The organism is Paludisphaera rhizosphaerae, assembly GCF_011065895.1.
Lineage (GTDB): Bacteria > Planctomycetota > Planctomycetia > Isosphaerales > Isosphaeraceae > Paludisphaera > Paludisphaera rhizosphaerae.
On sequence record NZ_JAALCR010000014.1, the window covers coordinates 195455 to 222324 of the forward strand.

Sequence of the window (26870 nt, forward strand, 5' to 3'; positions counted from 1 at the left end):
CCCGTTCCCGGCCGCTACGATTTCCGACGTCTGTCCGAAATACGGCCCCGATCCATCGCCTCGAGGAACCGAGCGGCATGACGAGCGATCCCGAAGCCATCAAGGAACAGCTCGACCGTTTCCGCGCCGACTTCGACGCCCTCCGGGCCGAGATCGGCAAGGTAATCGTCGGCAACCGCGAGATCGTCGACGGCGTGCTGCTGGCCCTGATCGCCGGCGGGCACGTCCTGCTCGAAGGCGTGCCGGGGCTGGGCAAGACGCTGCTGGTCCGCACGCTGTCGGACGCCCTCCACCTGAAGTTCCAGCGCATCCAGTTCACGCCCGACCTCATGCCGGCCGACCTGATCGGTACGAATGTGGTCCTGGAAAATCCCGAGGGAGGCCGCCGGTTCGAGTTCCAGCCGGGGCCGGTCTTCTCGAACCTCGTCCTCGCCGACGAGATCAACCGGGCGACGCCCAAGACCCAGTCCGCCCTGCTGGAAGCCATGCAGGAGCGGTCGGTGACGATCGGCGGCAAGACGCACGACCTCGGCCGGCCGTTCTTCGTCCTGGCGACGCAGAACCCGCTGGAGATGGAAGGGACGTACCCGCTCCCAGAGGCCCAGCTCGACCGCTTCTTCTTCAAGCTTCTGGTGAAGTTCCCCTCGGCCGACGAATTGGAATCCATCATCGACCGGACCACCGAGGCCGCCGAGCCCCGCGCACAGCCGATCTTCGACGGCCATCGCATCGGCGAGCTGTCCAAACTGGCCCGCCAGATCCCCATCGCCGACGAGTTGAAGAAGCACGCCGTCTCGATCATCCTGGCGACCCACCCCGAAGACGAGCGCGCGACCGACATGGTCCGCCGTTACGTCCGCTACGGCTCCAGCCCGCGCGGGGCCCAGTCCGTCATCCTCGCCGCCAAGATCCGCGCGATCCTCGACCACCGCTACCACGTCGCTCGCGAGGACCTGCACGAAGTGGTCCGCCCCGCGCTGCGACACCGCCTGATCCTGAACTTCGAGGGCCAGGCTGAGAACGTCCAGCCCGACGAGGTGCTCGCCGACGTGCTGGAGAAGCTGGAGGCGCCCGCGCTGGTCGGCTGACGACGCCGGACGGATTGGAACGGGATTCCTCGCGGAGACGAGTCCGACATGCCCCCGACGACCGCCGGCTCGCGAACGCCCCTGTTCGACGCCGACTTCATCCAGAAGCTGGAGTATCTCTCGCTCGTTTCGCGACGGGTGTTCCGCGGGCGTTTGCTCGCCCAACGGCGGACGACCCAGCTCGGCGGCGGCGTCGAGTTCGCCGACCACCGCGAGTACGCGCCGGGGGACGACTTCCGGCACCTCGACTGGAACCTATTCGCCCGTCACGACGAGCTGCTTTTGAAGCGGTTCCAGGAGGAGGAAGACCTCCACGTCTACATCCTGCTGGACTGTTCGCGGAGCATGGCGTTCGGCGACCCCTCGAAGTTCGACTACGCCCGACGCGTGGCCGCGGCGCTGGCGTACATCGCCCTAGCCGAGTTGGACCGCGCGGCGGTCTCAGCCTTCGCCGGCGGGATCTTCAACGACTTCCCGCTGACGCGCGGCAAGGCGCGGATTCTGTCGCTGCTCCAGTTCCTCGAACGCCTCCCCGTCCAGGACGGTCCGACCGACCTGGCCCGCGCCGCCCGCGACTTTACCATTCGCACCCAGCGCCGAGGGCTGGTCATCGTCGTCAGCGATCTGTTCGACCCCGCCGGCTTCGAGCGCGGTTTGGACGTCCTCCGCCACAGTCGGTATGAGCCCCACGTCGTCCAGATCTACGACCGTCGCGAGGCCGACCCCGACCTCAAGGGGGACCTGGAACTCTTCGACGTCGAGACGCAGACCGTCGAGAAGGTCACCGTCACCGAGCGCAACCTGAAGCAATACCGCGCGATCTTCGCCGAGTTCCTGGAATCGGTCCAGCGCTACTGCAAGACCTACGGGATCGGCGGGACCTGCACGCCGACCCAGGTCCCGTTCGACGACCTGATCCTGAAGATGATGCGGCAGACGGGGGCCGTCGTATGAACCTCGTCAACCCGACGGGACTCTGGCTGGCGGCGTTGGCGGCCCCCATCATCGGCCTGTACATCCTCAAGATCCGCCTGCGGCGCGCGCCGGTTTCGACCATCCAGTTCTGGCGGCGGATCTACGAGGAGAAGAAGCCCCGGTCCATCTGGCAGCGGCTGCGGCACTGGATCTCATTGGCGCTCCAGCTCGCGTTCCTGGCCCTTCTGACCGTGGCTCTCGCCGACCCGATCTTCCGCTGGCAGCAAGGGCAGGGGAGGCGTCGCGTGCTGGTCCTCGACGACTCCGCCAGCATGAACGCGGCCGACGTCGCGCCCAGCCGGTTCGAGGCGGCACGGGCCGAGTGCCGCCGGATCGTCGACGGCATGCGACTGGGCGACGAGACGGCGGTCATCGCCGTCGGGACGCCCCCGCGTGTGCTCTGCGGGATGACCGACCACCAGCGAACCCTCCGCGACGCCATCGATGCCGCGACTCCCACCGACGGCCCGACCCGGGTCTCCGACGCCGTCGCCCTGGCGCGACGGCTCCTGGCCGACGGCCCCGCCGCCGGCCGCGGGGTGGTCGTCGTCAGCGACGGCGGGTTCGACGGGGCCGCGGAGCTGTCGAAGTCGAACGACGTCGAGATGATCGCCGTGGGCGGCAAGGCGTCGAACATCGGGATCACCCGGCTCCAGGCGCGCAGGAGCCTGCTCGATCCCATCGGCTACGAGATCCTCGTCGAGGTCCTCAACGCCTCCGACGATCCGGCCGAATGCCGGTTGGAGCTGGACCTGGACGACCAGCCGGTCGACGTGGTCCCCCTCAAGCTCAAGCCGGGCGAGCGCGTGACGCAGATCTTCGAGAAGGCCTCGGCCGACGGCGGCCTGCTTCGGGCGAAGGTCGACCACGGCGGCGCTCTGGCGGCCGACGACTCCGCCGTCGCCCTCTTGCCCAAACGCAGCCGGCGCAAGGTGCGGTTGGAGACGGCCGGCGACCTCTTCCTTGAGAAGGTCTTCGAGGCCATGCCCCTGGTCGACTTGGAGGTCGTCAAGGACCCCGCCGCGAAGCCCTCGCCGGGCGCCCCGCCGGCGCTCACCGTCTTCGACGGCCGCACGCCTGAAGTCCTGCCTCCCGGTCCGATCCTCGTCATCTCGCCCGAGTCGTCCAGCGCCCTCTGGAAGGTTGCGGACAAGATCCAGGATCCGGTGGTCGCCAAGCAGGACGGCGACTCCCCCTTGATGACCCACATTCGCCTCGACCGCATCCTGATGCCCGAGGCGCGCAAGCTCGTCCTGGAAGCGTCCGCTAAACCGAAGGTCCTCGCCGAGACGGCCACCGGCGACCCGCTGTACGCCGTGCTCGACCGCCCCGAAGGGAAGGTGGTCGTCCTGACCGTCGACCTCGACAAGAGCGACCTGCCGCTGCAGACCGCGTTCCCGATCATGACCACGAACCTGCTGAGCTGGCTCTCGGGCTCGCAGGGCGAGCTTCGCGAGGCCATCGCGACCGGAGCGACGACCGAGACGCCCCTCCCCGCCGAGGCCGATCCTCGCGCGAACCGCGTCCTCAGGCCGCCGACGGGCCCCGACCGCCCGCTGCCGACGGCCGCCGCCTCGATCGGCCTGGGTCCGCTCGATCGCGCCGGGATCTGGAAAGTGGTCCGAATCACCCCGCCGCCGGAATCGAAGGGCGACGCCAAGGCCGCCCCGACCGAACAGACACTCCTGGAGATCGCCTGCAACGTGGGCGACCGGCGCGAGACCGACCTCCGCCCGCCCGAAGGTTTGGAGGCCCGCCCCGAGCCAGCCCTCGCCGGCCTCTTCAGCCGACCGCTGTGGTTCTACCTCGTGGCCTGCGCCTGGGGTTTGACCTCCTGGGAATGGTTCCTCCATCAACGAAGGTGGATCGACTGATGAACTGGCCGTCGATCCAATTCGAGCTGACGCGGCCGTGGTGGCTCCTGGGCCTGCTGGCGTTGCCGGCGATCGCCTGGTACTACCATCGGAGTCTGGTCGACCTGGCCCGATGGCAACGACAGATCTCGCTCGGCGTGCGGGCCGTCGTGGTCGGGCTGCTGGTGCTGGCGATGGCCGGCCTGACGCTCCTTCGACCCACGCGCGAGCAATTCGTCGTCTTCGCCGTGGACCAGAGCATGAGCCTGGGGGACGACGCGCGCAAGGCGGCCGACGACTACGTCGCCAGGGCGGTCGCCGCCGCCGGAACCAACCGATGCGCCGTGCTTCCGTTCGCCGCCGTTCCGGGGAGGCTTCGCACGGGAGAGGACGCGAAGCGGCCCGCGTCGTCGCCCGAGGCGGCCCCCGCCGCCGCGATCGACCGCATGGGCACCGACCTGGCCGCTGCGCTGGAAGTCGCATCCGCCGCCGCGCCCCCGTTCTACGTCCCCAGAATCGTCCTGATTTCCGACGGCAACGCGACCTCCGGCGACGCCCTCCGCGCCGCAGCCGGGCTGCGAGGGTCGGTGGAGGTCTCAACCGTCCCGCTTCCCGTCCGCGACGACCCCGAGGTCCAGGTTTCCTCCGTCAACGTCCCGGCGCAGGTGCAGCAGGGCGAGGGCTTTCGGATCGAGCTGGTCATCGACAGCAACCACGACGACGACCAGGGCCGCGTCGAGGTCTACCGAGGCGACGTCAAGGCGGCCGACCAGCCGGTGAAGCTCAAGAAGGGCGAGAACCGCCTGTCGCTCTCGCAGACGATCGAGCAGGGGGGGATGACGCCGATCACCGCCCGGATCGTCGGCGCTCGCGACACCCTGCTCGACAACAACAGCGACTTCGGCCTGGTCTTCACCTCCGGCAAGCCGCGCATCCTGCTGGCGGAGAGCGACCCCGACCAGGCCAAACAACTCGCCTGGGCTCTTGAGGAGCAAGACCTCCAGGTCGACGTCCGGCCCGCCCGAGGCGTCCCCGAGACGCTGGCCGAGTTGCAGAACTACGACCTCGTGATCCTCTCGAACGTCCCAGCCACGGCGTTGACGGCCAAACAGATGCAGGCGACGCGGTCGTACGTTCAGGACCTCGGCGGCGGGCTCATCATGCTAGGCGGCGATCAATCGTTCGGCCTGGGCGGCTACTACAAGACGACCCTCGAGGAAATACTCCCGGTCCGCAGCGACTTCGAGAAGGAGAAGGAAAAGCCCAGCCTGGCGATGATGCTGGTCATCGACAAATCGGGCTCGATGGGGGGCGAGAAGATCGAGATGGCCAAGGAGGCCGCGCGAGCCGCCGTGGAATTGCTCGGCCCCAGCGACCAGATCGGCGTCCTCGCCTTCGAGGGGGACAACTTCTGGGTTTCCGAACTGCACCCGTGCAGCGACAAGGGCTACGTCCTGGACCGGATCGCGGCGCTGGAGGCCGGGGGCGGCACGAACATGGCCCCGGCCATGGAGGAATCCTTCGAGACGCTCCGCGGCGCGGTGGCGAAGCTCAAGCACGTCATCATCCTGACCGACGGCGTCTCCTCGCCGGGCGACTTCCGGGGGATCGCTGAGGCCATGTCCGCGGAGCGGATCACGGTTTCCACCGTCGCGATGGGGGCCGACGCCGATCAGGCGCTTCTTGAGGAGATCGCCCAGGTAGGCTCCGGCCGCTACTACGTCGCCGACGACCCGGGTCAGGTCCCCCAGATCTTCGCCAAGGAGACCGTCACCGCCAGCAAGTCGGCGATCAACGAGCAGCCCTTCACCCCCACCGTCGTCCGGCCGTCGCAGGTGCTGGCGGACGTCGGCCTGGATTCGGCGCCGTTCCTTCTCGGATATGTCATCACCCGGCCCAAGCCAACCTCCGAGGTGATCCTGGCGACCGAGAACGGCGACCCGCTCCTCTCGTGGTGGCGCTACGGCCTGGGGATGAGCGTGGCGTTCACGTCCGACGCCAAGTCGCGATGGGGGGCCGAGTGGCTCTCGTGGCCGCAGTTCGGCCAGTTCTGGGCCCAGATCGCCCGCCACGCCCTGCGCAAGGCGGAGGCTAAGGGGACCGTCGTCCAGGTCGAACGCAGGGGAAAGAAGACGCTCGTCTCGCTGGACGCGATCGAGCCGTCAAGCAAGTTTCTCAACCGGGCCGAGACCGAACTGACCCTGATCGACCCGTCCCTGGGGACGAAGGCGATCGAGATGGCCCAGACCGCTCCCGGCCGTTACCAGGCGGAGTTCGACGCCGCCCGCGCCGGGGCCTATCAATTGCAGTTCAGCCAGTCGAAGGAGGGCCAGGCGATCGGCCGCCAGTCGCGCGGGCTGGCCGTCGGCTATCCCGATGAGCTTCGCCTCCGGCCGGCGAACTCCGAACTGCTGCGGACGATCGCCGAGACGACCTCGGGCCGGCACGACCTGAAGGCCGAGCACGTCTTCGACCCATCGCCGCGCACGGTCCCGCGGACCACTCCCCTCTGGCCGTACCTCGTCGGCCTTGCGGGCCTGCTCTTCGTGCTGGACGTCGCGCTGCGGCGGATCGACCTCTCGCTGCTTCCCATCCTCCGACGGCGTTTTCCGCTGTCGACGGAACCGGTTTGATTCGATAATAATCTCGTGATGGAACCGCCGCGGCGACGCGGAGCTCGGGGCTTCTCTTCTGGAGGCGATGACGATGTCGGAGCCGATCTACGGGATGCTAGAGCCCGTCCGTCGCAGGCAACGGGCGGCCTCGGTGTTGCGGTGGTCCGTCTACGGCCTGCTGGCCGGAGCGGTCGCGAGCCTGGCGGCCGCGGGCTGGACGTGGCGCGCCACGGACGAACCCTCGCGGCCCACGTCGCTCTTGCTCCTGTTCGCCGGGCCGATCGTGGGGGCCCTGTTCGGAGCCTTGCGACGGCGGAGCTGGTCCGAGGCCGCCGCGGCCGTCGACGGCAGCTACGACCTCAAGGACCGCGCCCTGACGGCGATCGACTTCGCCCATCGGGCCGGTGAATCGCCGTTGCACGCCCTTCAGGTGACCGACGCGGAAGAGCACGTCCGCGACGTCGACCCTCGCCGCGCCGCGCCCATTCACCTTCCCCGCCTGTTCCCCTGGGCCGTCGCCGCCGCCGCGCTGGCGGTCGCACTGGCGGCCTGGCCGAGAGCCTCGCACGTCCAGGCTGGCCCCGCCGCTCCCGACGAGACGATCCTGGTCGTCGCCGACGAGGCTGCCGCAGATCTCGAAGACCTGGAGGAGATCACCAAGCAGGAGGGCGACGAGAAGCTCCGCGACCTCGTCCAGAAGCTGAATGAGAAGATCGAGGAGATGAAGCAGCCGGGCGTCGACGTGAAGGAGGCGCTGGCGAAGCTCTCGGAGATGCAATCGGCCGTGACGGCCCAGCAGGCCCTGTACAACGTGGGAGTTGTCGACGCCCAGATGAACTCGCTGGGCGAGGCGCTCGCCTCCGCCCAGGCCACCGAATCGGCCGGCAAGGCCCTCCAGCAACAGAAGTACGAGAAGGCGGCCGAGGCACTCGAGCAGGCTGACCCGCAGTTCGAGCGCAAGGAAGCCAAAGCGCTCAAGGAGGAGTTGAAAAAGGCCTCCACCGCCCAGGGCGAAGCCGGGCTCGGCGAGCTGAGCGAAACCACCAAGGAAATGGCTGACTCGCTCGACGACGGCCAGGCGTTCGCCAACTCGGCCCGCAAGCTCGGCAAATTGGCCCGCGCCCAGGGCCGCCGCAAGTCGATCACCGACCTTCTGTCGCTGCTCAACAACAACCTGTCCGAGTGCAAGGGCAACTGCCAGAAGAGCGGCGGCCCTAAGATCGTGATGAAGAAGAAATCCGACAAGCCTTCCAGCAACTGGGGCCGGGCGGTCAGCGGCAACGTCGACGGCGAGCGCACCAAACTCGACGCCAACCACAACCGCGACCAGGTGAAAGGGCAGGCCGGCGAAGGCCCGTCCGAGACCGAGACGACCCATTCCCCTGAAGGGCGACAACTCGCCTCCCGCAGCTACCGCGAGAACTACGCCAAAGCTCGCAAGCGGACCGAAGCCGCGCTCAACAACGAGCCGATCCCCCTCGGCCATCGTCAGACGATCCGTCGCTACTTCGAGCTGATCCGTCCGGACGGCGACGAGGCCGAGCAGGTGGCCCCGACCTCGAAGCCCGACGCTTCAAATTGATCGCCGACCCTCAACGCGCCGGGCCGGCCGCCTACTTCGGGGTGGCGGCCCTGCGCGGGGCCCGATAGGGGACGACGATCTCCGTCGCGGGGAGCGCCTGCTGGAGCGCCTTCGCTCCTTCGTCCCCCACCTTCGTCCCCGACAGGTTCAGCCATCGCAGCACGGTCAGGGCCGCCAGGTTGACGAGGCCCGGGTCGCCGATCTGCGTCCCTCCCAGGTCCAGTTCTCCGAGGGCCGTCGCCTTGCCGAGGTGGACGAGCCCTGCGTCGGCGACCTTTGTCCGCCTCAATTCCAAACGGGTCAGCGAAGTGAGTTTCGCCAGTGCGGAGAGCCCCGCATCTCCGACGCGGGTTCCGTTGAGCGTCAGAGTCGTCAACGGCAGGGGCGCGGTTCCCGAGACCAGGTTCGCCATCCCCTCGTCGCCGATATCGTCGCCGTCGAGGACCAACTCTTTCAAAGAGCTCAGGTCCTTGAGCGCAGCCAGGCCTCGGTCCCCGATCTTCGTGGAGTTCAGGCTCAAGGTCGTGAGCCCGCGCATTCCCGCAAGGGGCTCCATCCCACGGTCGTCGAGCGCAGTTCGAGACAGGTCGAGTTCGGCGAGCCCACTGAGGGGAGCGAGGCTTTTCGCCCCCGCGCCGGTGATCTTCGTCCGCGAGAGGTTCAGCATGGTCAACTTCGTGAGGCCCTGCAAGTGGGGGAGTCCTGCGTCGCCGACGTCCGTCGCCTCCAGGTCGAGCGTCGTCAAGTTCCGCAAGGAGGCCAGGCCGGCCATCCCCGCGTCGTTCGCCGCCGAGCCCGAGAGGTCGACCGATATCAGGTTTTCAAACGCCCCGAGCCCCTTACCGGTCGCCTTCGTTCCTGAGAGGTCGAGCGATTGAAGGCTGGTCGCCAGGCCGTCGGCCAATTCCCGCAGCGACGCGTCCTCGGCCTCGGTATTGGCGAGGCTGAGTTCCTGGAGTTCGGTCAGCGCGCCCAGCGCTCCGAGCCCCGACGGATCGAAGTCGCAATCCGAGAGGTCGAGTCGTTGAAGGCCCGTCGCGCCGCCAATCGCCGCGAGAGCCTCCGCTGAGAGCTGACAGCCTCGGAGGTCGAGCTGGCGAAGGCCCCGCAGGGCGGCCAGGGATCTCAGGGAATCGGCGTCGACTTTCGCATCTCTCGCGAAGGAGATCTGTTGAATCTCTTCGAACCAATCGAGGCCGACCCAGCGCTGGAGCGTTTCCGGAGTCCACTCGCTCCACCAGACCGGTGCGACGACGACGTCGCCGCCTTGTTGCTTGATCGACTGGCGGACCCGTCGTTTTCCGGAGTTCCGCGCGGCCGCCAATCCCAGGAGGAGGCCGATTGCGGCGATGCCGACCAACGCCCATCGGAGGCTCAGCGCGGGGCGTTTCCTGAACCTCCTGAGGACAGTCCAATGCATCGGACTCGTCTCCTGATCCCTTTTCGTTCCCTGGAACGCATCGTTCCAGGGATCGCTCGAGACGTCAAGGCGCGGCCTTGGGAGGTCGCCGCGGATCGGTGGAGAGGCGAGCGGGCGATGCGGAGCCGGGCCGTCTGAAAGGAGTTCCCGGGGCGGTGGGGGACGGCGTGTCCGGACCACATGGGCTCGCCGCCGCCAGGCTCACGCGAGCCGCCGTCGAGCGAGGGGCGGGCCCCGGACGGCCGAGGCCCGGTTCCCGCGAGCAATCGGGCCGATGGTGCCCAGCGGCGGGAGCTGCCCGTAGATCGTCTTGAGAACCCCACGGGCCCTTCCGCCGAACGCCGGAGCGAACCGAGGGCGGTTGAGGTCGAAACGGGCTGGATTGAGCGCGCGGCGGGCGGCGAGTTTGGGCGGTTGTTCGCCAGTTCGACGCTCTCAGGCCGCTCCGCCGGCAGGTCAGCCGCACTGATGACCCCGTGCGAAACAAACGACCCTCTAGCTTGCGGGGCCCAGTGGATCAGTCGCGACGGATTCATTGGGTGGGACGCAGGCTTCGAATCGTGAGGATCGAGTTGCGCGGGGGGCCAAGTGCGTGAAGATGAGGGCCGAAGCGAGCGTTGCCAGCGAGGACGATGGTGCGGCCCAGGAGGGGGCTGCGCCCGACAGGCTCACCGCGACGCCCGTCGCCCAACCCGTCAGCATGCCGGCGATCATGGCCGGCCCGGTGCAACGCCAACCGGCGACAGCCACGGCGACGCACGTCAGCAACGGGCCTGCGAACACGCCCAGGATCACCTGCGACATCTCGAAGATCGTGCCGAGCTTCGAGAGGAAGCCGGCCGTCACGGTGGCGAGCGCGCCTAGGAGCAGAGAATAGACTCGCCCCCACCAGAGCGCCTGGGTCGGGGTCGTGCTGGGAAGGAACCGCGTGTGGAAGTCGATGGTCAGGACGGACGCGAGCGCGTTGATGCCGCTGGGGATGCCCGTCGCGGCCAGCAAGGCCGCGAGCAGCAGGCCAGCGACTCCCGGGGGGAGTCGAGTCGCCACGAAGTGCGGGAACACCTGGTCGGGCTTGCTCGGCAGCGTCGGGTCGGCTGTGTGCGAGTAGAAGGCGAACATCGAGAGGCCTACGGTCGACAGCAGCGACACCACGATCACGACCCCGATGATGTTCACCGCGAACGACCGGGCGGCGACTCGAGCGTCGCCGATCATGAGGTAACGCTGGAGCGACATCGGGTCGCCGATGTAGTTGGCCAGGTTCCCGAGGCTGACCCCCAGCAGCACGGTCCAGACGGTGAGAGGGCTCGTGGGGTCAATCGAGAAATTGAGGACGTCGAACCGCCCCTGCCGGGCGACGTCGGCCAGGGCCTCTCCCACCGGGACCGGCATCTGCCACCACGCCGAGATGATCGTCGCCGCCACGCCGAAGGCGATCACGGGGATGTGCAGGGCTTCCGTGACGATCACCCCGCGCACGCCGGAGACCACGGTGTAGAGCGTGTTGCTCAACCCCGTGATCAGGACGATGGGCCAGAACCAGCGCTGGTCCAGGCGGCCCATCGTGATGATCGCCAGGGTTGGGGCGTAGATCATCGCGGCCATCCAGCCGATCCGCATCAGGACGTAAAGCCCCGCGGCGAAGGTCCTCGCGGCGGGCCCGAACCGGGACTCGATCACCTGATAGGGAAAGGCCCAGCCGCCGGCGAGGTAGCGAGGCAGGAACCAGTATCGCAGGATCGTGTACTGGATCGGCAGGCAGACAAGCACGCCCCAGACCGGCAACAGCACGCCGTTGGAATAGACGACGCTGGGGTAGGCGATGAAGCTGATCCCTGAGAAAAACGTGGCCGCGATGCTCAACCCGACCAGGACCGACTCGAACCAGGAATGCTGCGAGCCGCCGGCGACGAAGTAATCCTCCGCGTCCTCCCCCTTGCCCCGCGACAGGACGCCGATGATCGTAATCCCGATCATATAAGCCGCCATGATGGAGACGTCGATCCAGTGCATGCCGATCTCTCGCGAGGTGAAGGGGGCTCGGGCGTGACGAATGGGTCCGTCGGATGCCGGGGGCGAGATCGATCAGGGGCGGCTCCCGTCGCGGCGCTCCAGCTTGACCGTCCGCCCGACGACGTCTCGGCGCATGCCCTTCGACCAGCCGCCCAGGTCATAGGCCAGGTAGATCACGTCGTCGGTCGGCGTCTCCTCGATGGCCGTGTAATGAGTCGTCAGGACCCCGGACGTGATCCGGGAAACGGCGCTCCAGGTCTGACCGTGGTCGCGGCTGACGGCCAGATAGTTCCCGTTCCAGGGATGGTCCGGCCGTCGCCAGCAGGCCTTCTGCGGGATGCGAACGCCGAACGTGGCGACGAGGAGCCCGCTGCGCAGCTCGATCAGGTCCGGGTCGACGGCCGCCCCTCGAAGCTCGTCCAGATTGTTCTCGTCGATCGGCTTGCCGCGGGCGTCCTTCAGATTCCGGTAGTGGTCGGCCCAGAGCTCGACGCGATTGACGTCGAGCCCCGCGACGATCCACTCGCGCGGGGGGCTCCAAGTCGCACCGAGGTCTTCCGAGGTCGCTGCATACAGATTGCGGCCGGTGCGCATCAGGCAGATGAGCCGATCTGGGTTCGGCCCCTTGCTCGTGCGGCAGAGCACCGGCTCGCCGAAACCCTCGGTGCCGACGCTGGGATCGACGGCGATCGTCGAGACGAGCTTCCAACTGCGTCCCTTGTCGGACGAACGGACGAGCAGGGCCCGCGACTTCATCATCGTCGGGGCGTACGTCGCGGGCGTCGCGTCCCCTTCGAGCCATCCGTAGAGCGTCGTGAGGAGGTCGCCGTTGGGCAGTTCCAGGATGCGCCGATGGGCTCGCATGGCGGCGTGCGGACGGCCGCCGTCGTCGCTGGAGCCGTCGAACTTCGCGCGAGGAATGTCGAACAAGGCGTCGCGGGGACCGTCGACCGTCTTCCAGTCGTCCGTCGAGACGTAGATCTGTCCGATCCCCTCGCCGGGCTTTGCGCCGGGAGGGACATAAGTATCCAGGGCGAGGATCGACCCATCGCGCGTCTGAATCGCCCCGCCTTCCATGTTGAGGCCGTTCTCGCCGGGGGTGAGGGGGAGGATGGTCCAGGTCGCGCCGCCGTCGCGCGAGATTTGCGTGCACATCGCGGAGAAGTAAGCGATCCGCTTCGATGGGAACGGCTTCTCGGGGACCTGGGCCTGCAAGAGCAGAGCGCCCGAGCGCATGCACAGGAGCGAAGGTTGGAGGCCGCGAGGCAAGACCACGAGAGGTTCGCCGAACGTCAGCCGGATCGAGCCGTCGTCGAGGATCATCTCGGGAGGTTGCGCGCCTGCCTCGGGGGCTGCGACCCGGGGGGCGTCCTGAGCCGGCGAGCGGCCGGCGATCAGGAGAAGGGCCGAGAGCATCGCGGCGATGGGCTTCGTTCTCATCTCGTGGTCGCTCCTGACGACTTCAGGGACAGATAGGGAGGATCAGCAGGTGGGAGAGATGTTCCCGGAGCGTGTGCTTGGCCCGCTCCGCGTCGCGGGCCCTGAGCGCCTCGAGAATCCTCCGGTGCTCTTCCAGGGTGCGTGCGCAGGCCCGGCGCCATTGCTCCGGCTCCTCGACGTCGCCGTGGATCAGGGGGAGAGGGGCGCGTTGGTAGAGGTCGGACAGGCGCCTCATCCGCGCGGCGTCGATCAGGGCCTCGTGGAATCGACGATCGGCCTCGATCGCCCCGAGGGAGTATTCACCCTCCAGGAAGCGGGCGAATTCCTCGCTGGCCTGATTCATCGGAGCCAGGTCGGGCGATTCGGCCGTGCAGACCTCGTCGATCGCGAGGCACTCCAGGGCGAGGCGCAGCTTGGTGATCTCGGCCAGGTCCGCGGGGGTCATGGCGGGCACGAAGTAGCCGGTACGTTCGCCGCGGTCGATCAAACCTTCGGCCGCGAGCCGGGCGAAGGCTTCCCGCAAGGCCGTGCGATGGACGCCGAGCCGCTGGGACCAGTGCGGCTCGCGCAGCCGACCGCCGGGCTCGATCTGCTGAAGGATCAACAACCGCCGCAACGACCGGTAAGCGCGGTCGCGCTGAGAGGCCAGGTTGTCGGACGACAGTTTCGGCATGGGTGAGCCTTCGCTCTGTTCGTGGAGGAATAATGTCGACGATTATTGCGGATCTATGTCGTCCAAAAAACAGAAATCCGGGGTGAAAGTCTGAGCTTCTTGGTCGTTGAAATCTGTGGGAGGCCGACGTATTCTGGGCTCGCGAGAGCATTGTGGCGTCAAGGTCGCGGTATCTATGTCAGCGCAAAGGGCTCTCTCGCGCTCGCGGGGGCGTCCCGAAATCCGGTCGGGAGAGACACGATGAAACCCAGTCGCGTGCTGAGCAAGCTCCGTGCGGGGCAGACGTCGTTAGGCGTCACCTTGCACCTGACGGATCCCTCGGTCTTCGAGTTGGCCGGCCTGATGGGGTTTGACGCCATCTGGATGGACATGGAGCACCACGGATACAGCCTGGAGACGGCGGCCAACCTGATCCGGGGGGCTCGCGTCGGCGGCACCGACGTCATCACGCGACCGGGCAAGGGGGAGTTCATGCGGATGTCCCGCATGCTCGAATTCGGCGCCAAGGGGATCATGTACCCTCGTTGCGACTCCGCCGCGGAGGCCCGCGAGGTCGTCCGCTGGGCGAAGTTCGCCCCGCTCGGTCAGCGCGGGTTCGACGGGGCCGGGGCCGACGCCCCCTTCTTGCTGACCCCCATGGCCCGCTACATTCGCGAGGCGAACGAGCAGACCTTCATCATCATCCAGATCGAGGACCAGTCGGCGCTGGACCAGGCCGAGGAGATCGCCGCCGTCCCAGGCGTCGACATGCTGATGCTCGGCCCCGCGGATTTCTCGATCCTCTCCGGCATCCCGGGCGAATTCACCCACCCGAAGATCCTGGCCGCCTATGAGAAGGTCGCCCAGGCCGCGAAGAAGTCCGGCAAATCCTGGGCGGCGATCGCGGGCACGGTCGAGATCGCTCGGAAGATGATCGAGATGGGCGCCGGGCTCCTGTTCCATTCCGCCGACATCATCCTCATCAAGAGCGGCTTCGAACGCATCCAGGCCGAGTTCGGCCCCAAGGTGGGCCTGACCTTCAATCGGGCGCCCGAACTGGAAGGGGCCAGCTACCTGGGGGGCGACTGATTTGGACGGGCGTCGCGTCCTCATCATCGGCGCGGGATCGATCGGCGAACGCCATCTGCGGTGCTTCCTCGCCACGGGGAGGTGCCGCGCGGCCTTCGTCGAGACCAACCCGAGACGCCGCGCGGAGGTGGCCGATCGCTATCCGCAGGCCGTCGCCCACGAGACGCTTGAACACGCGCTGGAGCAACGGCCTGGGGCCGCCGTCATCGCGACGCCGGCCCCGTCGCACATCCCACTGGCGACTCGCCTGGTGGAACTCGGAATCCCGGTGCTCGTCGAGAAGCCCCTCAGCGTCAGCCTCGACGGCGTCGAAGCGCTCGCGGTTCTGACCGCTGAACAGAGGGCCTCGGTCGCCGTGGCCTACGTCATGCGCGCCCGTCCGCCGCTTGCCGAAATGCGACGGGCTTTGGCCTCGGGGCGGTTCGGACGGCCGCTTCAACTCGTCGCGACGGCCGGGCAGGATTTCGCCCACTACCGGCCCGCGTATCGCGAGACCTACTATGCAGACCGCTCCTCGGGGGGTGGCGCAGTTCAGGACGCCCTCACGCATCTTATCAACGCCGGCGAATGGCTTGTCGGCGGAGTCGACCGGGTCGTCGCCGACGCGGCCCGATTGAGGATCGAAGGGGTGGATGTGGAAGACACAGTGCACGTCCTCGCCCGCCAGGGCGACGTCATGGCCGACTACGCCCTCAACCAGCACCAGGCCCCCAACGAGACGACGATCACCGTCGCCTGCGAGCGGGGGACCGTTCGATTCGAACTCCACGCCGGGCGTTGGCTGTCCTGCGAGCGAGCAGGGGCCGCATGGCTCGACCACGGTCCCGGCGGCCCCCTCGACCCGGACGCCCCGTTCATGCGACAGGCCGAAGCCTTTCTCGATGCCTGTGAAGGGACGGCGCCTCCACTTTGCACGCTCGAGGAGGGAACCCGAACGCTTCGCGCCAACCTGGCGATCCTGGAGAGCGTCGAGACGGGGCGTTGGGTCGAGACGGCGAGCGTCGGAGCCCGGTCATGAGCGGGCCCCAAGATCGCGATGTCATGGACCTTTTCAGCCTGCGGGGCAAGGCGGTTCTGGTCACCGGCGCAACCGGCCGCCTGGGCTCGGCGATGGCCTCGGCGTTGGCGGAGGCCGGGGCGAGCGTCGTCGTCAGCAGCCGCGATGAGAAGGCCGCCCGGCAGGCAATGGAGCGGCTGCCGCGCGTCGGAGGGGCGGAGCATCAAGCCGTTGCGATCGACCACATTGACGAGGCGTCGATCGAGTCCGGTTTCGAGGCCGCCGAGCGCCTCACCGGCGGAATCGACGTGCTCGTGAACAACGGCCACGAGCCGACGCCCATGGACTGGCGATCCATCACAGGCGACCAGTTCAACCGACAACTCGCCAACGCCACCGGCTACTTTCTTCTTGCGCGTCGGCTGAGAGAGCACGTGGTCGGCCGCGGCACCGGCGGCGTCGTGGTGATGCTCGGCTCGATGTACGGCCTCGTCGGCTCCTACCCGGACGTCTATGAAGACGGGGCTGCGAATCCGGCCGCTTATCAGGCTTTGAAGGGCGGGGTGATCCAGTTGACGCGTCATCTGGCGGTCTACTGGGCGCGGGACGGCGTGCGGGTGAACTGCCTGAGCCCCGGTCCGTTTCCCGGCGAGGCCGCACCGCCGAAGCTTGTGGGACGCCTGGAAGGCAAGTCGCCCATGGCGCGCATGGGTCGGCCCGAGGAATTGAAGGGGGCGATCGTTTTCCTGGCCTCGGACGCGTCGAGTTACATGTCGGGCCACAACCTGGTCGTCGACGGAGGATGGACGGCATGGTGAGCCCGGACGAGACGATGCGGCAAGTGGAAGCGACGCCGGCGCTGGTGATCGATGAACCGACGGTCGCGCGCAACGTGGAGCGGCTCGCGAATTACGCGGCCTCCCATCGCCTTGACGTGCGTCCCCACACGAAGACCCACAAGTCGCTCCGAATGGCCGAACGCCAGGTGCACGCCGGCGCGACGGGCCTGACGACGGCGAAGGCGGGCGAGGCCGAGGTCATGACGGCGGCCTCGCGAGACCTCCTGGTCGCCTACCCCGTCGTGGACGAATACCGCTGCCGACGTCTGGCGGCGATGGCGCGCGAAGGCGTCCTGATCCGCACGACGGCCGACTCGCTCGAAGGCGTCGAGAGGCTCGCCGCCGCGGCTCAGGCCGCCGGGACGACGATCGGCGTGCTTGTCGACCTCGACGTCGGCTTCCATCGCACGGGCGTCTCGTCTCCCGCGGCCGCCCTTGAACTGGCGCAGGGGATCGACGCCGAGCGGTCGCTGCGGCTTGATGGGATTTTCTTCTACCCCGGCCACGTCTGGGAGCCCGTCGATTGCCAGGGGGCGGAACTGTCGCGGATCGACGGCCTGATCGCTGAGTGCGTCGATCTGTGGGGACGCTCTGGGCTTAACGTGCACATCATCTCCGGCGGTTCCACGCCGACGGCCTACCAGTCGCACCTGGTCGCTCGGCAGACGGAGATCCGGCCGGGGACTTACATCTATAATGACATGAACACTGTGCGGGCCGGTTTCTGCTCCCTGGAGGACTGTGCGGCGACGGTCGTCTGCACCGTCGTCAGCACGGCCGTCGCGGGCAAGGCCGTCATCGACGCCGGAACCAAGACGCTGACGAGCGATCGCAACGTCAAGTTCCCGGATTCCGGACACGGCCACGTCGTCGAGTATCCCGATGCGGTCGTCGTCCGGCTCAGCGAGGAACACGGCGAACTCGACGTGAGCCGCTGCGAACGGAAGCCCCGGATCGGAGAACGCGTGTCGGTGATCCCGAACCACGTCTGCCCGTGCGTCAACCTCCAGGACGCCTTTTGGATGCGTCGCGGCGACGGTACGCTCGAACGGGTGGCGGTCGACTCGCGCGGGAGGCTCTCATGAACGATCGCAAACCCCTCGCCGGCGTCCTGCCGGTGTTCCAGACGCCCTTTCTCGACGATGAGTCGATCGACGAGGCAACGCTCGAAGCCGAGATCGAGTGGCTTTACGACGCCGGGGCCGACGGCGTCGTGATGGCGATGGTGTCCGAGGTGTTGCGTCTGGATCTCGACGAACGGCGGCGGCTGGCCGAACTGGCCTGTCGAATCGGGGGGCGTCGCGGCGCGGTGGTCGTCAGCGTCGGCGCCGAGAGCGCCGTCGTCGCCGAGCGCCTGGCCCGTCACGCCGAGGATGTCGGCGCGACCGCGACCATGGCCATTCCCCCGGTCTCGGTCGGCGTCGAGGAGGGGGAACTTCTCTGCTACTACGAGCGGATCGTTCGCGCCACGACGATCCCCCTGGTGGTCCAGGACGCCAGCGGCTACGTCGGCCGTCCGATGTCGATCGCCATGCAGGCCCGGCTCCTGGACGAGTTCGGCGCCGACCGCGTCTACTTCAAGCCCGAGGCGACGCCGATCGGCCCCAGGCTCAGCGCGCTGCGGGACGCGACCGGCGGCCGGGCGCGGATCTTCGAGGGGACCGGCGGCATCGCCCTGCTCGATAGCTATCGTCGCGGGGTCGTCGGCACGATGCCCGGCGCTGATCTCATCAAGGGGATCGTCGCCCTTTGGCGGGCGTTGGAGGCAGGGGACGAGCCCAGGGCCTATCGAATCTCGCTGCCGGTCTCCTCGCTGATCGCCGTGCAGCAGAGCCTCGACGCCTTCCTGGCCGTCGAGAAACACCTGCTGATGCGTCAGGGGGTTTTCCGGAACGCGATCGTCCGAGGACCCGTCGGCTACAAGCTGGACGAGGAGACGCGCCTCGAGGTCGACCGGCTCTTCGACCTGGTGACGGCCGCCGTGGAGGAAACGCCATGATCATCGACGTTCACAGCCACGTCTGGGAATATCCCCGCCACTTCGGCGACGACTTCCGCTGCCAGGCGATTCGCGCCCGCGCGGGCGTCGAGGTCGACCTGACTGTCCGCTACGAGGACTACCGCGCCACCTGCCCCGCGGACACCAGGACCATCGTCTTCGGCGGGAAGGCGAAGCTCAGCGACCAGTGGGTCGACGATCGGTACGTCGCCGAATACGTCGCGGCGCACCCGGACACCCTGATCGGGTTCCTCTCCCTCGACCCGACACAGGAGGGCTGGGAGCGCGAGATGCGCGAGGGCCGCGAGGAGTTGGGCCTCCGGGGCATCAAGCTCCTGCCGATGTACGCCGGCTTCTGCCCCGACGACGAGCGACTCGACCCCCTCTGGCGTTACGCGACTCAGCATCTGCTGCCGGTCCTCCTGCACACCGGGACGACCTTCATGGCCCAGGCGCCCCTGGAATACACGCTGCCCAGGCACATCGACACGGTCGCCCGCCGGTTCCCCGACGTAAAGATCATCATGGCCCACCTCGGCCATCCCTACGAAGGCGAATGCGTCGTGACGTTCCGCAAGCACCCGAACGTCTACGCCGACGTCTCCGCCCTGCACTACCGGCCGTTCCAGCTCTACCACTCGCTGATGCTGGTGCAGGAGTACGGCGTCTGGGGGAAGGTCCTCTTCGGTACCGACTACCCGTTCACCACGGTGAACGAGTCGATCGCCGGCATCCGCAAACTTAACGACATGCTCGAAGGGACGAAGCTGCCGCGGCTCAACGTCGAGGAGATCGAGGCGATGATCCATCGCGACTCCCTCGCCATCCTCGGACTCGACGGGCACTGAAGCAGGAGCGAACGACTGTGAGCGTTCAGACCATCGGAATCGTCGGGCTCGGAATGCTCGGCCGGGGCATCGCGACCTGCCTCCTTTCGCACGGCTTCCGCGTGATCGCCTATACGCTCGAACCGGCGACCCGCGCCGACGCGCGGGCGCACATCGCCTCGGCGATCGAGGATCTGGTCCGGCGCGGCGGGTTTCCCGAGAGCCTCATCTCCGAGTGGAAAGACCGCTACGTCGAGGCTGCCGGCCTCGCCGAGATGGCACCGTGCGACTTCGTGATTGAGAGCATCTTCGAGGATCTCGACGCGAAGCAGAGGCTGTTCGACGACGTCGAGGAAATCGTCGGGCCGAATGTTCCGATCGCCAGCAACACATCCGCTCTACCGATCTCCCTGCTCCAGGCTGGTCGCAAACGCCCCGAACGGTTCGTCGGCGTGCACTGGGCCGAGCCTTGCCATCTGACGAACTTCCTCGAAGTCGTCCGCGGCGAACAGACCGACGATGCGACGACCGAGGCTGCGATGGACCTGGGACGGCGCGCGGGCAAGGACCCGGCGCTGGTGCGCAAGGACGTGGAGGGGTTTATCGTCAACCGGATCGGCTATGCGATGTATCGCGAGGCGTTCTGGCTGTTGGAGAACGGCGTCGCGGACGTCGAGACGATCGACCGGTCATTCCGCAACGCGTTCTCCGTCTGGGCGAACGTTGCCGGCCCGTTCCGCTGGATGGATCTCACCGGCCTGCCGGCGTATCTCGCCGTGATGAAACGCCTCTGGCCTCAATTGAGCCAGGCGACCGAGCCGCCCACATTGATGAAGGAACTGGTCGAGAGCGGCGCGAAGGGCGTCAGCAACGGCCGGGGTTTTTTCGACTACACCCCCGAAGAAGCCGCGCACTGGGAACGGAAGCTGATCGAGAACGTCTGGGCGTCGCGCGAGGCGGCTCGGAAAGCTGAGCCCTCGTAAGGCCGATCATTCTGGGGAGATGTGACGTGAGCGAGCGAGAAGAGAAGCTGATCGCGCTGGGCTATCCCATCGAGAAGACGACGCCTGAAGGCGATCTCGTCGACGCCGTGGCGATCACGGGAAGCATCGTCTATGCCTCGGGTCAGGTTCCTTTCGACGGCTCCGAACTCGTCGGCAAGGGGAAGGTCCCCAGCGAGGTCGGCGTCGACGAGGCGACGCGCGCCGCGGCTCTGTGTGCGGCCAACGTGCTCCGGGCGGTCCGCAAACGCCTTGGTTCGCTCGACGCGGTCGCCCGAGTGGTTCGGATCACCGGCTACGTCAACTCGGATCCCGATTTCACCGATCACCATCTGGTGATCAACGGCGCCTCGCGGTTGGTGCGTGACGTCTTCGGCGAGGACGGCCGGCACGCACGGACTGCGCTGGGGATGGCCCAACTCCCCCTTGGTTCCTGCGTCGAGGTGGAGATGATCCTGGAGCTTCGAAACTAGCTCCGCCGCTCGCTGCACTGATGGAGAGGACGCCATGAAAACCCAGGCCGCTGTCCTGTACGAGAGCGGGAAGCCGAGGCCCTATGCGGTCACGACGCCCCTCGTCGTCGAAGACCTGGAGTTGGAGGCCCCCGGGACGGGCGAGGTCCTCGTCGAACTCGCCGGCGCGGGGCTATGCCACTCCGACCTCTCGACGATCGACGGCTCTCGACCTCGGCCTCTGCCGATGGTCCTGGGGCATGAGGCCAGCGGCGTCGTGCGCGAGACGGGGCCGGGGGTGGTCGGCTTGAAAGCCGATGACCACGTCGTCTTTTCGTTCGTGCCGACCTGCGGCCGGTGCCGACCCTGCGTGGACGGCCGCCCCGCCTTGTGCGAGCCCGGCGCCGCCGCGAACCTCGCCGGGACCTTGCTCGGCGGCGGCGTGCGCTTCCGCAAGGGGGGGACGCGGGTCCTGCACCACCTCGGCGTTTCCGCGTTCTCCCGATACACGGTCGCGGCCCAGGAGTCGCTCATCAAGATCGACCCGACCTTCCCGCTTCCGACCGCCGCCCTCTTCGGATGCGCGATCCTGACGGGCGTGGGCGCGGTCGTGAATACCGCGCGGGTCGCGCCCGGTCGGGCCGTCGCCGTCTTCGGGATGGGAGGCGTCGGCCTCAGCGCGGTGATGGGGGCGAAGCTCGTCGGAGCCTCGCCGATCATCGCGGTCGACGTCCTCCCCGACAAGCTCGACATGGCGTTGAAGCTCGGGGCGCATCACGTATTCAGTCCAACGGCCGGCGATCCCGCCGCCGCCATCACCGATCTGACTGACGGAGGGGTCGATTTCGCTTTCGAGGCGGTCGGATCTGCGTCCGTCCTGGCGACGGCCTACGCCTCGCTTCGTCGTGGGGGTACCGTCGTCAGCATCGGCCTGCCGCATCCTGAGCAGAAGTTCTCGATCTCGGCGGTCACGTTGGTCGCCCAGGAGAAGGCCGTCGTCGGTTCGTACATGGGCTCGTCGGTCCCCCGTCGCGACGTACCCCGGATGATGTCGCTGGCCGTCGGCGGCCTCTTGCCGGCCACGTCGCTCCTAAGCCCGCCGGTGCGACTCGAGGAAATCAACGTCGGCTTCGACCTTCTCGCCGAAGGCCGGGCGATACGGCAATTGGTGTTGTTCGATGAGAGCCCTCACCTTCCGGAATCCTGTGTATCCCGGTGAGGTTCTGACGGCGACCCCATCGACGCCCAATCTCAATGCGCCGCGGCCCGGCATTGACCCCGCGTGAAGAATGGCTTCGGTCCGCGACACCTCCAAGGGAGGACACCAGGGGAGCCTGCCAACATCCTCTGGGCAGGCCCATGGCGCAAGGGCCGATTCGTTGCCAAGCGACCGCTGGGCGCATGAAGAAGGGGTCATGTCTCTCGACATAACCCCTTGCTGCGTCAGTGCCGGAGACAGGACTTGAACCTGCACGGGCATGGTTAGCCCACTAGCCCCTCAAGGTACTTTTTGCACGCATGGGTTGCCATGGAGTTGCGATGGAAATACGAGGCGCAACCCTTGGATAACATGGGGTTACGGTAAAACCACGGGGGGATTGACGGGGGATTGCCGAAGGGTTGAAATGGCCATCGTCGGTGTAAGTCCGGTGTAAGTCGCACCTGGTTACACCCGAACGAGGGGCCGCCCCATGAAGTGCTTCGTCCGCGTCGTGAACGGCAACTACCACGTCGGTTTCGAGTATGCCGGGAAGCAATACACCCACTCCCTCAGGACGAAGTCGAAGAAGGAAGCCGACGTCCGGGTCGGGGTGATTCGGGACACGCTGTACCGACTCGAGTCGGGAACCTTGGAGATCCCACCAGGGGCCGACGTGAAGTCCTTCGTGGTGGCCGGCGGCAAGATCGTGGAAGCCCCGAAGCCCATCGAGTCGATCACCCTGGAACGGCTGCGGGACGAGTATTCCGACGCCCGGATTGGGGTCGAGTCGAATACCCGGAAGACGATCAGGATCCACCTGAACCACGTCGCAAAGATCCTGGGCGCGTCGACTTCCTTGCGGACCCTCGGTCTCGTCGACGTCGAGCGGTATGCGAAACTCCGGTTGCGCAAGAAACGCAACGGGAAGCCGACCAGCGGCTACACCACGAAGAAGGAATTGCGGACCCTCAAGCTGGCCTGGTCCTGGGCGGCCGAGAGGGGGCTGGCGCAGCCTCCCGACTGGGAGGTGGGGTCGATTTCGCTGCCGAAGGATCGTGGGCGAGAGCCGTTCCGGACGTTCGATCAGATCGCCAAGATCCTGTCCCGTGGGGGCGTCTCACCTGAGGAAGAGGACCGCCTCTGGGAGACGCTGTACTGCGACTCGCGGCAAGTTGGCGAGCTACTCGACTACGTAGAGGCGACCGCGCCGTCCCCCTGGATCGTCGCCATGGTCGCTTTCGTCGCGCTCACGGGTTGCCGACGATCGGAGATGTGCCGGTCGCGACTGGAAGACTGGGACCTGGAGGCCGGGACGGTTCGGATTCGAGAAAAGAAGAGGGACACCAGCCGAGACGTGACCTTCCGGGAGATTGACGTCCACCCGAGATTGAAGCAGATCGTGGCGACTTGGTTCGCAGCCCACCCTGGGGGCCCCTGGGCGATCTCCCAAGACGGGACGGAACTCAACGTCGACCAGGCCACGGACCATCTGGCCCGGCTCCTCCGAGACGACCCCCGTTGGTCGAAGATCCGAGGGTTTCACACGCTTCGCCACAGCGTCGCATCGATCCTGGCGTCGAAGGGCGTCGACCAGCGCTACATCGACCGCGTCCTCGGCCACCAGACCGAGGCGATGAGGCGCAGGTATCAGCACCTAATGCCGCGCGGAGTCAAGGCTGCGATCGACGAACTTCTGTAGATTTGGAATGGCAGGGGAGCAAGCCGTGGGAGCGGTACCGGTCGAGTTCCTCCCGTGCGATCTTCCAGCCGCGGGAACGCCCGTGCCCGCTCTCCATCTTCTCGGCCGAGACCCTCCCAGTGAGGCACCACTCGCGAACCTGAAATTCGCTCCGGCCGACGATCGCGGCGACCTCCCGCGGACTGTAGAAGTCCTTGATGGTCCGCTCCGAGACGAGCCGCTCGAGCAGGCCTTCGATCCGATCCAGGCGAGTCTCGATCATTTCCAGCCGGTCCATTGCTCCTCCTGCGGTCGAATCCCTATCGGCCCTGAGCCTCCACCCACAGAGTATCCGCCTCCGGTCCGATTGCGCGCTTCAGGCACCCACGGAACTCGAATTCACTTCGAGGAAGGACGCAGGCCGTGCGCCCTATACCGGACCACCTCTTCGTGTGGGATTTCCCACTGTTTCGAGGTCCCGCAGCCGGCGGCCCGCTTGATGCCCCGGAGCCGGCCCTCGCGACACCAAATCCTAATCACGTTCTCCGTCTTCCCGCAGATCTCGGCCATCTCGGAAATCGAATAGGCCTCCTTGATTTCCCGCTGGGAAACGAACTGCTGGAGCAGGGCCTCGATTAGCAGCAGTCGATCCTCGATCTCGGCCAGCCGGCTCTCGATCGCGGCCAGTCGGCCCTCGGCCTGCCTCGCGACCTCCTCTAACTGCGGCAGTTGAATCTCGATCACTGTCGTGCTCCCAAGTTGCTGCCGTTCACCCCACCCAATTCTCACGTCCCCGTCACTGCCTCTGCCAGAGCCGTTTCAACCGACGAGACGAGCGCTCTGGGTTCGAGGTGGGCGGCTGTTCGGACGACGCAGAGGACTCGGCGGCTCGAAGAGTAGGCGGACAGGGAGAGAGTCTTGGGTGGCATGCGCAGGCACCTCTAAAATCTGTTAGTTTGGTTATCGTTAATCACCCCCGGCCCGATTGCCGGGGGGAAAATGACAGCTGGATCAACCCACCCAGGCCCAGGACTTTCCATTCCTGACCTGCCGGATCGCCGGGACCGAAACGCCGAACCTCTCGGCGAACCTGGTGAGGTCGCCATGGCGGATCTCGGCGGCCTTGATTTCCAGGGCGGCGGCCGCGGTCAACTTGGCCAGCTTGTGTTCCCCGCCACGGATCCGGCGGCCCTTCCGGCAATTCGCCGCATGCGTCAGGTATTGCAAGTTGGAGGCTCGATTGTCCGAGCGCACTCCGTTTTTGTGGTCGACCTCCAACCCCTCTGGGCACTCGCCCAAAAACGCCTCGGCGACCAGGCGGTGCACAAGGCAACTGGGGCTTACCCCGGGGGACTTAGGACCCACCTGGAGATAGCCGTAGGGCGTCTTCGTCGGCCGCAGAATCCGGCCGCTCTTGTCATTGCGGATTTGGCCCTCGCTGCTGGCGCTGTAGCCGGGGGCCGATGGGATCGGCTTCCAGGTCTCGACGTTGGCGGGCTTGGGGAAGGTGAACGTCGTGGGCAGGAGTCGAGTCGGGGAAATCACTGGTGTAGCCTCCGTGCTGTTGGTGGCCGCCCCGTCCTGGGGCGGCCGTGGAACGAGTTGGGGGGATCAGAAGGGTTGCTTGCGAATCGCCTTGGTCGCGGGTTTGGCCGGCTGAATCTCGATCGGCTGTCGCCGGAGATCTTCGACGGCCCCCCGAAGGATCCGGCTCATCCAGGCCTCGGTGCAGCCGCAACCCACTTCGACCTCGGATCGAGTCGGCTTCGGCCCGGAACGGCAGATGATGCGGGCGCAACCCTTCACGCCCTGGTTGTCGTCGACCCAGGCGTAAATGTCGCAGTCCGGGTACAGGCGCGAGACCTCGGCGGCGACGCGATACCAACCCTTGGCGGCTTCGGCTTCGTAGGCTTCAGACGGACTCATGTTCGGTTCCTTCCTGGAGATGGGCCGCCCGAAGGCGGCCCTGGGAACGTGAGGAGGTTCAGGCGACGGGAACGTGGGCGGGAACGGGAGCCGGAGGGGGCGGCGGCGGAGGAGGCGGGCAGACGACGACGGCCGCCGCCTTCAGGGCGTCCATTCGGGCCTCGGATTCCACGCAGGCGGCGGCGAAAGTAGCGTCCCGCAACCGTTGTACCTCGGCCAGTTCGGCCTGTACGTCCCGCGGGCCGAACCGCAGGGAATCGACCGCCAGGTCCTCGAGCAACGCCAGCAGATCCTCCTCCGGGGCACCGATCGGGAAGGGCCGTTGGGCTTTGCGGCACTTAGCGGATGAGACCTGCAGCTGGCAGAGGCCGGCGGCCTCCGGCGTGACCTGGGCCCACCGGTCGTCGGAGGCTGCAGCCCACTCGGCCACGACCCCGACCAAGTCGGAGGCGGCCAGGAAGGGGCCCGCCGATGCCGCGGAGACCGGGTCGACCGGGTTCTTCCAATATCGGACAGTCGGTCGTCCCCCCTCCGTGCCCGACTCGGCCTGATGGGCGAGGATCCAACGCCGTTCACAGGCGGCCTGGATCGCCCGGTCAAGCTCTTCGGGCGACTTGAGACCGGACCACCCCTTCCGTTGCAGGTCCCGGCGCGTGAAGCCGTCGGGAAGATCCGACAGGCGACGAGCCAGCCTGGCTCCTGGAAGAACCGCCGCGCCGCCGGAGCAGCCATAGACGCGACGAGCATGGGCCTCGAGATAGACCGCCCAGCCGATCGCAGATTCAACGGCGGCGACGTCGACGGGCGGGATCTTGTCGGAGTCGACGTGCGCGACAAGGTGGTAGACCAGGGCCAGCGACGGGACCAGGCTGCGGTACTTGCTGAGGGCCGATTTCAGCGCCGGATCTTCGATCTCGCCGGAGCGCAGGCGGACCTCCAGGGCTTCGAACCAGACGTCGAAGATCGCCTGGGCTTCGGCGTCGAACCTGAAGGCGGGGGGGCCGCCGAACTGGTCGACGTGCCCGCCTCGAGAAGAGTAGTCGGCCTCGGCGATCTGCCTGAAGATCCTTCGGACCTCTTGCTTGGCCTCGTGGTCGGGCCAGCGCTCGCAAGGCTTGTACGGCACGGCGTCGGGCCAGACGAGCAGTTGGACCCGAGCCAGGAGGCCGTCCGCTCCGACGCCGTTCCGGGCTTCGGCGACCAATGCGGCCAACGGGCCCGGC

General features: G+C 67.2%; 24 protein-coding genes. 15 read left to right on the forward strand and 9 right to left on the reverse strand.

All coding sequences use genetic code 11. The features are described from left to right. Positions 1-77 precede the first annotated feature (77 nt). From G5C50_RS19105 to G5C50_RS19125, 5 genes are all read left to right on the forward strand, one after another. Positions 78-1088 carry an AAA family ATPase gene (locus tag G5C50_RS19105; protein ID WP_165071897.1) on the forward strand — a complete coding sequence of 337 codons (1011 nt, stop codon included), beginning with the start codon at positions 78-80 and terminating at the stop codon, positions 1086-1088. Between the two features lie 48 nt (positions 1089-1136). Further along, positions 1137-2042, forward strand: coding sequence for a DUF58 domain-containing protein (locus tag G5C50_RS19110; protein ID WP_165071899.1), 906 nt, complete (start codon positions 1137-1139; stop codon positions 2040-2042). After that, a complete protein-coding gene (locus G5C50_RS19115) occupies positions 2039-3937 on the forward strand; it encodes a vWA domain-containing protein (protein ID WP_165071901.1) in 1899 nt (632 codons plus the stop codon). The genes G5C50_RS19110 and G5C50_RS19115 overlap by 4 nt, the downstream gene beginning before the upstream one ends. After that, positions 3937-6549, forward strand: a complete 2613-nt coding sequence (locus G5C50_RS19120; protein WP_165071902.1) for a VWA domain-containing protein — start codon at positions 3937-3939, stop codon at positions 6547-6549. Before G5C50_RS19115 ends, G5C50_RS19120 begins: the two co-directional genes overlap by 1 nt. Positions 6550-6622: 73 nt before the next feature. Beyond that, entirely contained in the window at positions 6623-8113 is a 1491-nt protein-coding gene (locus tag G5C50_RS19125; protein WP_165071904.1) for a hypothetical protein, read from the forward strand. A gap of 31 nt (positions 8114-8144) precedes the next feature. Here G5C50_RS19125 and G5C50_RS19130 read toward each other — a convergent pair whose 3' ends face one another. The 4 genes from G5C50_RS19130 to G5C50_RS19145 all read right to left on the reverse strand — a co-directional run bounded on the left by G5C50_RS19130 (position 8145) and on the right by G5C50_RS19145 (position 13659). Beyond that, positions 8145-9533: a leucine-rich repeat domain-containing protein gene (locus G5C50_RS19130; RefSeq protein WP_165071906.1), complete on the reverse strand. Its 1389-nt coding sequence runs from the start codon at positions 9531-9533 to the stop codon at positions 8145-8147. Positions 9534-10028: 495 nt separating this feature from the next. Further along, positions 10029-11546 carry a sodium:solute symporter family transporter gene (locus tag G5C50_RS19135; RefSeq protein ID WP_165071908.1) on the reverse strand — a complete coding sequence of 506 codons (1518 nt, stop codon included), beginning with the start codon at positions 11544-11546 and terminating at the stop codon, positions 10029-10031. Positions 11547-11618: 72 nt separating this feature from the next. Next, positions 11619-12986 carry a sialidase family protein gene (locus G5C50_RS19140; protein WP_165071910.1) on the reverse strand — a complete coding sequence of 456 codons (1368 nt, stop codon included), beginning with the start codon at positions 12984-12986 and terminating at the stop codon, positions 11619-11621. Between the two features lie 22 nt (positions 12987-13008). Then, positions 13009-13659, reverse strand: coding sequence for a GntR family transcriptional regulator (locus G5C50_RS19145; RefSeq protein WP_165071912.1), 651 nt, complete (start codon positions 13657-13659; stop codon positions 13009-13011). 240 nt (positions 13660-13899) lie between these two features. On the opposite strand from G5C50_RS19145, the gene G5C50_RS19150 reads away from it, so the two are divergent. From G5C50_RS19150 to G5C50_RS19195, 10 genes are all read left to right on the forward strand, one after another. Beyond that, positions 13900-14727, forward strand: a complete 828-nt coding sequence (locus G5C50_RS19150) for an HpcH/HpaI aldolase family protein (protein ID WP_165071914.1) — start codon at positions 13900-13902, stop codon at positions 14725-14727. Position 14728: 1 nt separating this feature from the next. Then, complete coding sequence (locus G5C50_RS19155) at positions 14729-15745, forward strand: Gfo/Idh/MocA family protein (RefSeq protein ID WP_165071915.1); 1017 nt, start codon at positions 14729-14731, stop codon at positions 15743-15745. Beyond that, positions 15742-16542 carry an SDR family oxidoreductase gene (locus tag G5C50_RS19160; protein ID WP_165071917.1) on the forward strand — a complete coding sequence of 267 codons (801 nt, stop codon included), beginning with the start codon at positions 15742-15744 and terminating at the stop codon, positions 16540-16542. The genes G5C50_RS19155 and G5C50_RS19160 overlap by 4 nt, the downstream gene beginning before the upstream one ends. Beyond that, positions 16536-17648, forward strand: a complete 1113-nt coding sequence (locus G5C50_RS19165) for an alanine racemase (protein WP_165071918.1) — start codon at positions 16536-16538, stop codon at positions 17646-17648. The genes G5C50_RS19160 and G5C50_RS19165 overlap by 7 nt, the downstream gene beginning before the upstream one ends. Next, a complete protein-coding gene (locus G5C50_RS19170; protein ID WP_165071920.1) occupies positions 17645-18562 on the forward strand; it encodes a dihydrodipicolinate synthase family protein in 918 nt (305 codons plus the stop codon). Before G5C50_RS19165 ends, G5C50_RS19170 begins: the two co-directional genes overlap by 4 nt. Next, positions 18559-19410 carry an amidohydrolase family protein gene (locus G5C50_RS19175; protein ID WP_165071922.1) on the forward strand — a complete coding sequence of 284 codons (852 nt, stop codon included), beginning with the start codon at positions 18559-18561 and terminating at the stop codon, positions 19408-19410. The genes G5C50_RS19170 and G5C50_RS19175 overlap by 4 nt, the downstream gene beginning before the upstream one ends. A gap of 17 nt (positions 19411-19427) precedes the next feature. Continuing rightward, positions 19428-20372, forward strand: a complete 945-nt coding sequence (locus G5C50_RS19180) for a 3-hydroxyacyl-CoA dehydrogenase family protein (protein ID WP_165071924.1) — start codon at positions 19428-19430, stop codon at positions 20370-20372. A 26-nt stretch (positions 20373-20398) separates the two neighbouring features. Next, positions 20399-20863, forward strand: a complete 465-nt coding sequence (locus G5C50_RS19185; RefSeq protein ID WP_165071926.1) for a RidA family protein — start codon at positions 20399-20401, stop codon at positions 20861-20863. A gap of 34 nt (positions 20864-20897) precedes the next feature. Then, positions 20898-22061, forward strand: a complete 1164-nt coding sequence (locus G5C50_RS19190) for a zinc-dependent alcohol dehydrogenase family protein (protein WP_165071927.1) — start codon at positions 20898-20900, stop codon at positions 22059-22061. Positions 22062-22533: 472 nt separating this feature from the next. Next, complete coding sequence (locus tag G5C50_RS19195) at positions 22534-23742, forward strand: tyrosine-type recombinase/integrase (RefSeq protein ID WP_165071929.1); 1209 nt, start codon at positions 22534-22536, stop codon at positions 23740-23742. Here the strand turns inward: G5C50_RS19195 and G5C50_RS19200 are convergent. The 5 genes from G5C50_RS19200 to G5C50_RS19220 all read right to left on the reverse strand — a co-directional run. Next, on the reverse strand, positions 23714-24019 hold the full coding sequence (locus tag G5C50_RS19200; RefSeq protein WP_240907238.1) for a MerR family transcriptional regulator: 306 nt from the start codon (positions 24017-24019) through the stop codon (positions 23714-23716). The two genes, G5C50_RS19195 and G5C50_RS19200, sit on opposite strands and share 29 nt — an antisense overlap. Positions 24020-24120: 101 nt before the next feature. Then, positions 24121-24465, reverse strand: coding sequence for a helix-turn-helix domain-containing protein (locus tag G5C50_RS19205; protein ID WP_165071931.1), 345 nt, complete (start codon positions 24463-24465; stop codon positions 24121-24123). A 267-nt stretch (positions 24466-24732) separates the two neighbouring features. Beyond that, complete coding sequence (locus G5C50_RS19210) at positions 24733-25266, reverse strand: NUMOD4 motif-containing HNH endonuclease (RefSeq protein ID WP_206107767.1); 534 nt, start codon at positions 25264-25266, stop codon at positions 24733-24735. 66 nt (positions 25267-25332) lie between these two features. Then, positions 25333-25647, reverse strand: a complete 315-nt coding sequence (locus G5C50_RS19215) for a hypothetical protein (RefSeq protein WP_165071933.1) — start codon at positions 25645-25647, stop codon at positions 25333-25335. Positions 25648-25705: 58 nt separating this feature from the next. Beyond that, positions 25706-26870, reverse strand: a 1165-nt coding sequence (locus G5C50_RS19220) for a DUF3987 domain-containing protein (protein ID WP_165071934.1), incomplete at its 5' end; no start/stop codon positions are given.

Coding starts and splice junctions, on each gene's coding strand:
- G5C50_RS19130 (WP_165071906.1), bottom strand. CDS start 9,533: ATGCATTGGACTGTCCTCAGGAGGTTCAGGAAACGCCCCGCGCTGAGC.
- G5C50_RS19160 (WP_165071917.1), top strand. CDS start 15,742: ATGAGCGGGCCCCAAGATCGCGATGTCATGGACCTTTTCAGCCTGCGG.
- G5C50_RS19215 (WP_165071933.1), bottom strand. CDS start 25,647: ATGAGTCCGTCTGAAGCCTACGAAGCCGAAGCCGCCAAGGGTTGGTAT.
- G5C50_RS19165 (WP_165071918.1), top strand. CDS start 16,536: ATGGTGAGCCCGGACGAGACGATGCGGCAAGTGGAAGCGACGCCGGCG.
- G5C50_RS19170 (WP_165071920.1), top strand. CDS start 17,645: ATGAACGATCGCAAACCCCTCGCCGGCGTCCTGCCGGTGTTCCAGACG.
- G5C50_RS19175 (WP_165071922.1), top strand. CDS start 18,559: ATGATCATCGACGTTCACAGCCACGTCTGGGAATATCCCCGCCACTTC.
- G5C50_RS19145 (WP_165071912.1), bottom strand. CDS start 13,659: ATGCCGAAACTGTCGTCCGACAACCTGGCCTCTCAGCGCGACCGCGCT.
- G5C50_RS19125 (WP_165071904.1), top strand. CDS start 6,623: ATGTCGGAGCCGATCTACGGGATGCTAGAGCCCGTCCGTCGCAGGCAA.
- G5C50_RS19195 (WP_165071929.1), top strand. CDS start 22,534: ATGAAGTGCTTCGTCCGCGTCGTGAACGGCAACTACCACGTCGGTTTC.
- G5C50_RS19110 (WP_165071899.1), top strand. CDS start 1,137: ATGCCCCCGACGACCGCCGGCTCGCGAACGCCCCTGTTCGACGCCGAC.
- G5C50_RS19140 (WP_165071910.1), bottom strand. CDS start 12,986: ATGAGAACGAAGCCCATCGCCGCGATGCTCTCGGCCCTTCTCCTGATC.
- G5C50_RS19120 (WP_165071902.1), top strand. CDS start 3,937: ATGAACTGGCCGTCGATCCAATTCGAGCTGACGCGGCCGTGGTGGCTC.
- G5C50_RS19190 (WP_165071927.1), top strand. CDS start 20,898: ATGAAAACCCAGGCCGCTGTCCTGTACGAGAGCGGGAAGCCGAGGCCC.
- G5C50_RS19200 (WP_240907238.1), bottom strand. CDS start 24,019: ATGGACCGGCTGGAAATGATCGAGACTCGCCTGGATCGGATCGAAGGC.
- G5C50_RS19105 (WP_165071897.1), top strand. CDS start 78: ATGACGAGCGATCCCGAAGCCATCAAGGAACAGCTCGACCGTTTCCGC.
- G5C50_RS19115 (WP_165071901.1), top strand. CDS start 2,039: ATGAACCTCGTCAACCCGACGGGACTCTGGCTGGCGGCGTTGGCGGCC.
- G5C50_RS19135 (WP_165071908.1), bottom strand. CDS start 11,546: ATGCACTGGATCGACGTCTCCATCATGGCGGCTTATATGATCGGGATT.
- G5C50_RS19150 (WP_165071914.1), top strand. CDS start 13,900: ATGAAACCCAGTCGCGTGCTGAGCAAGCTCCGTGCGGGGCAGACGTCG.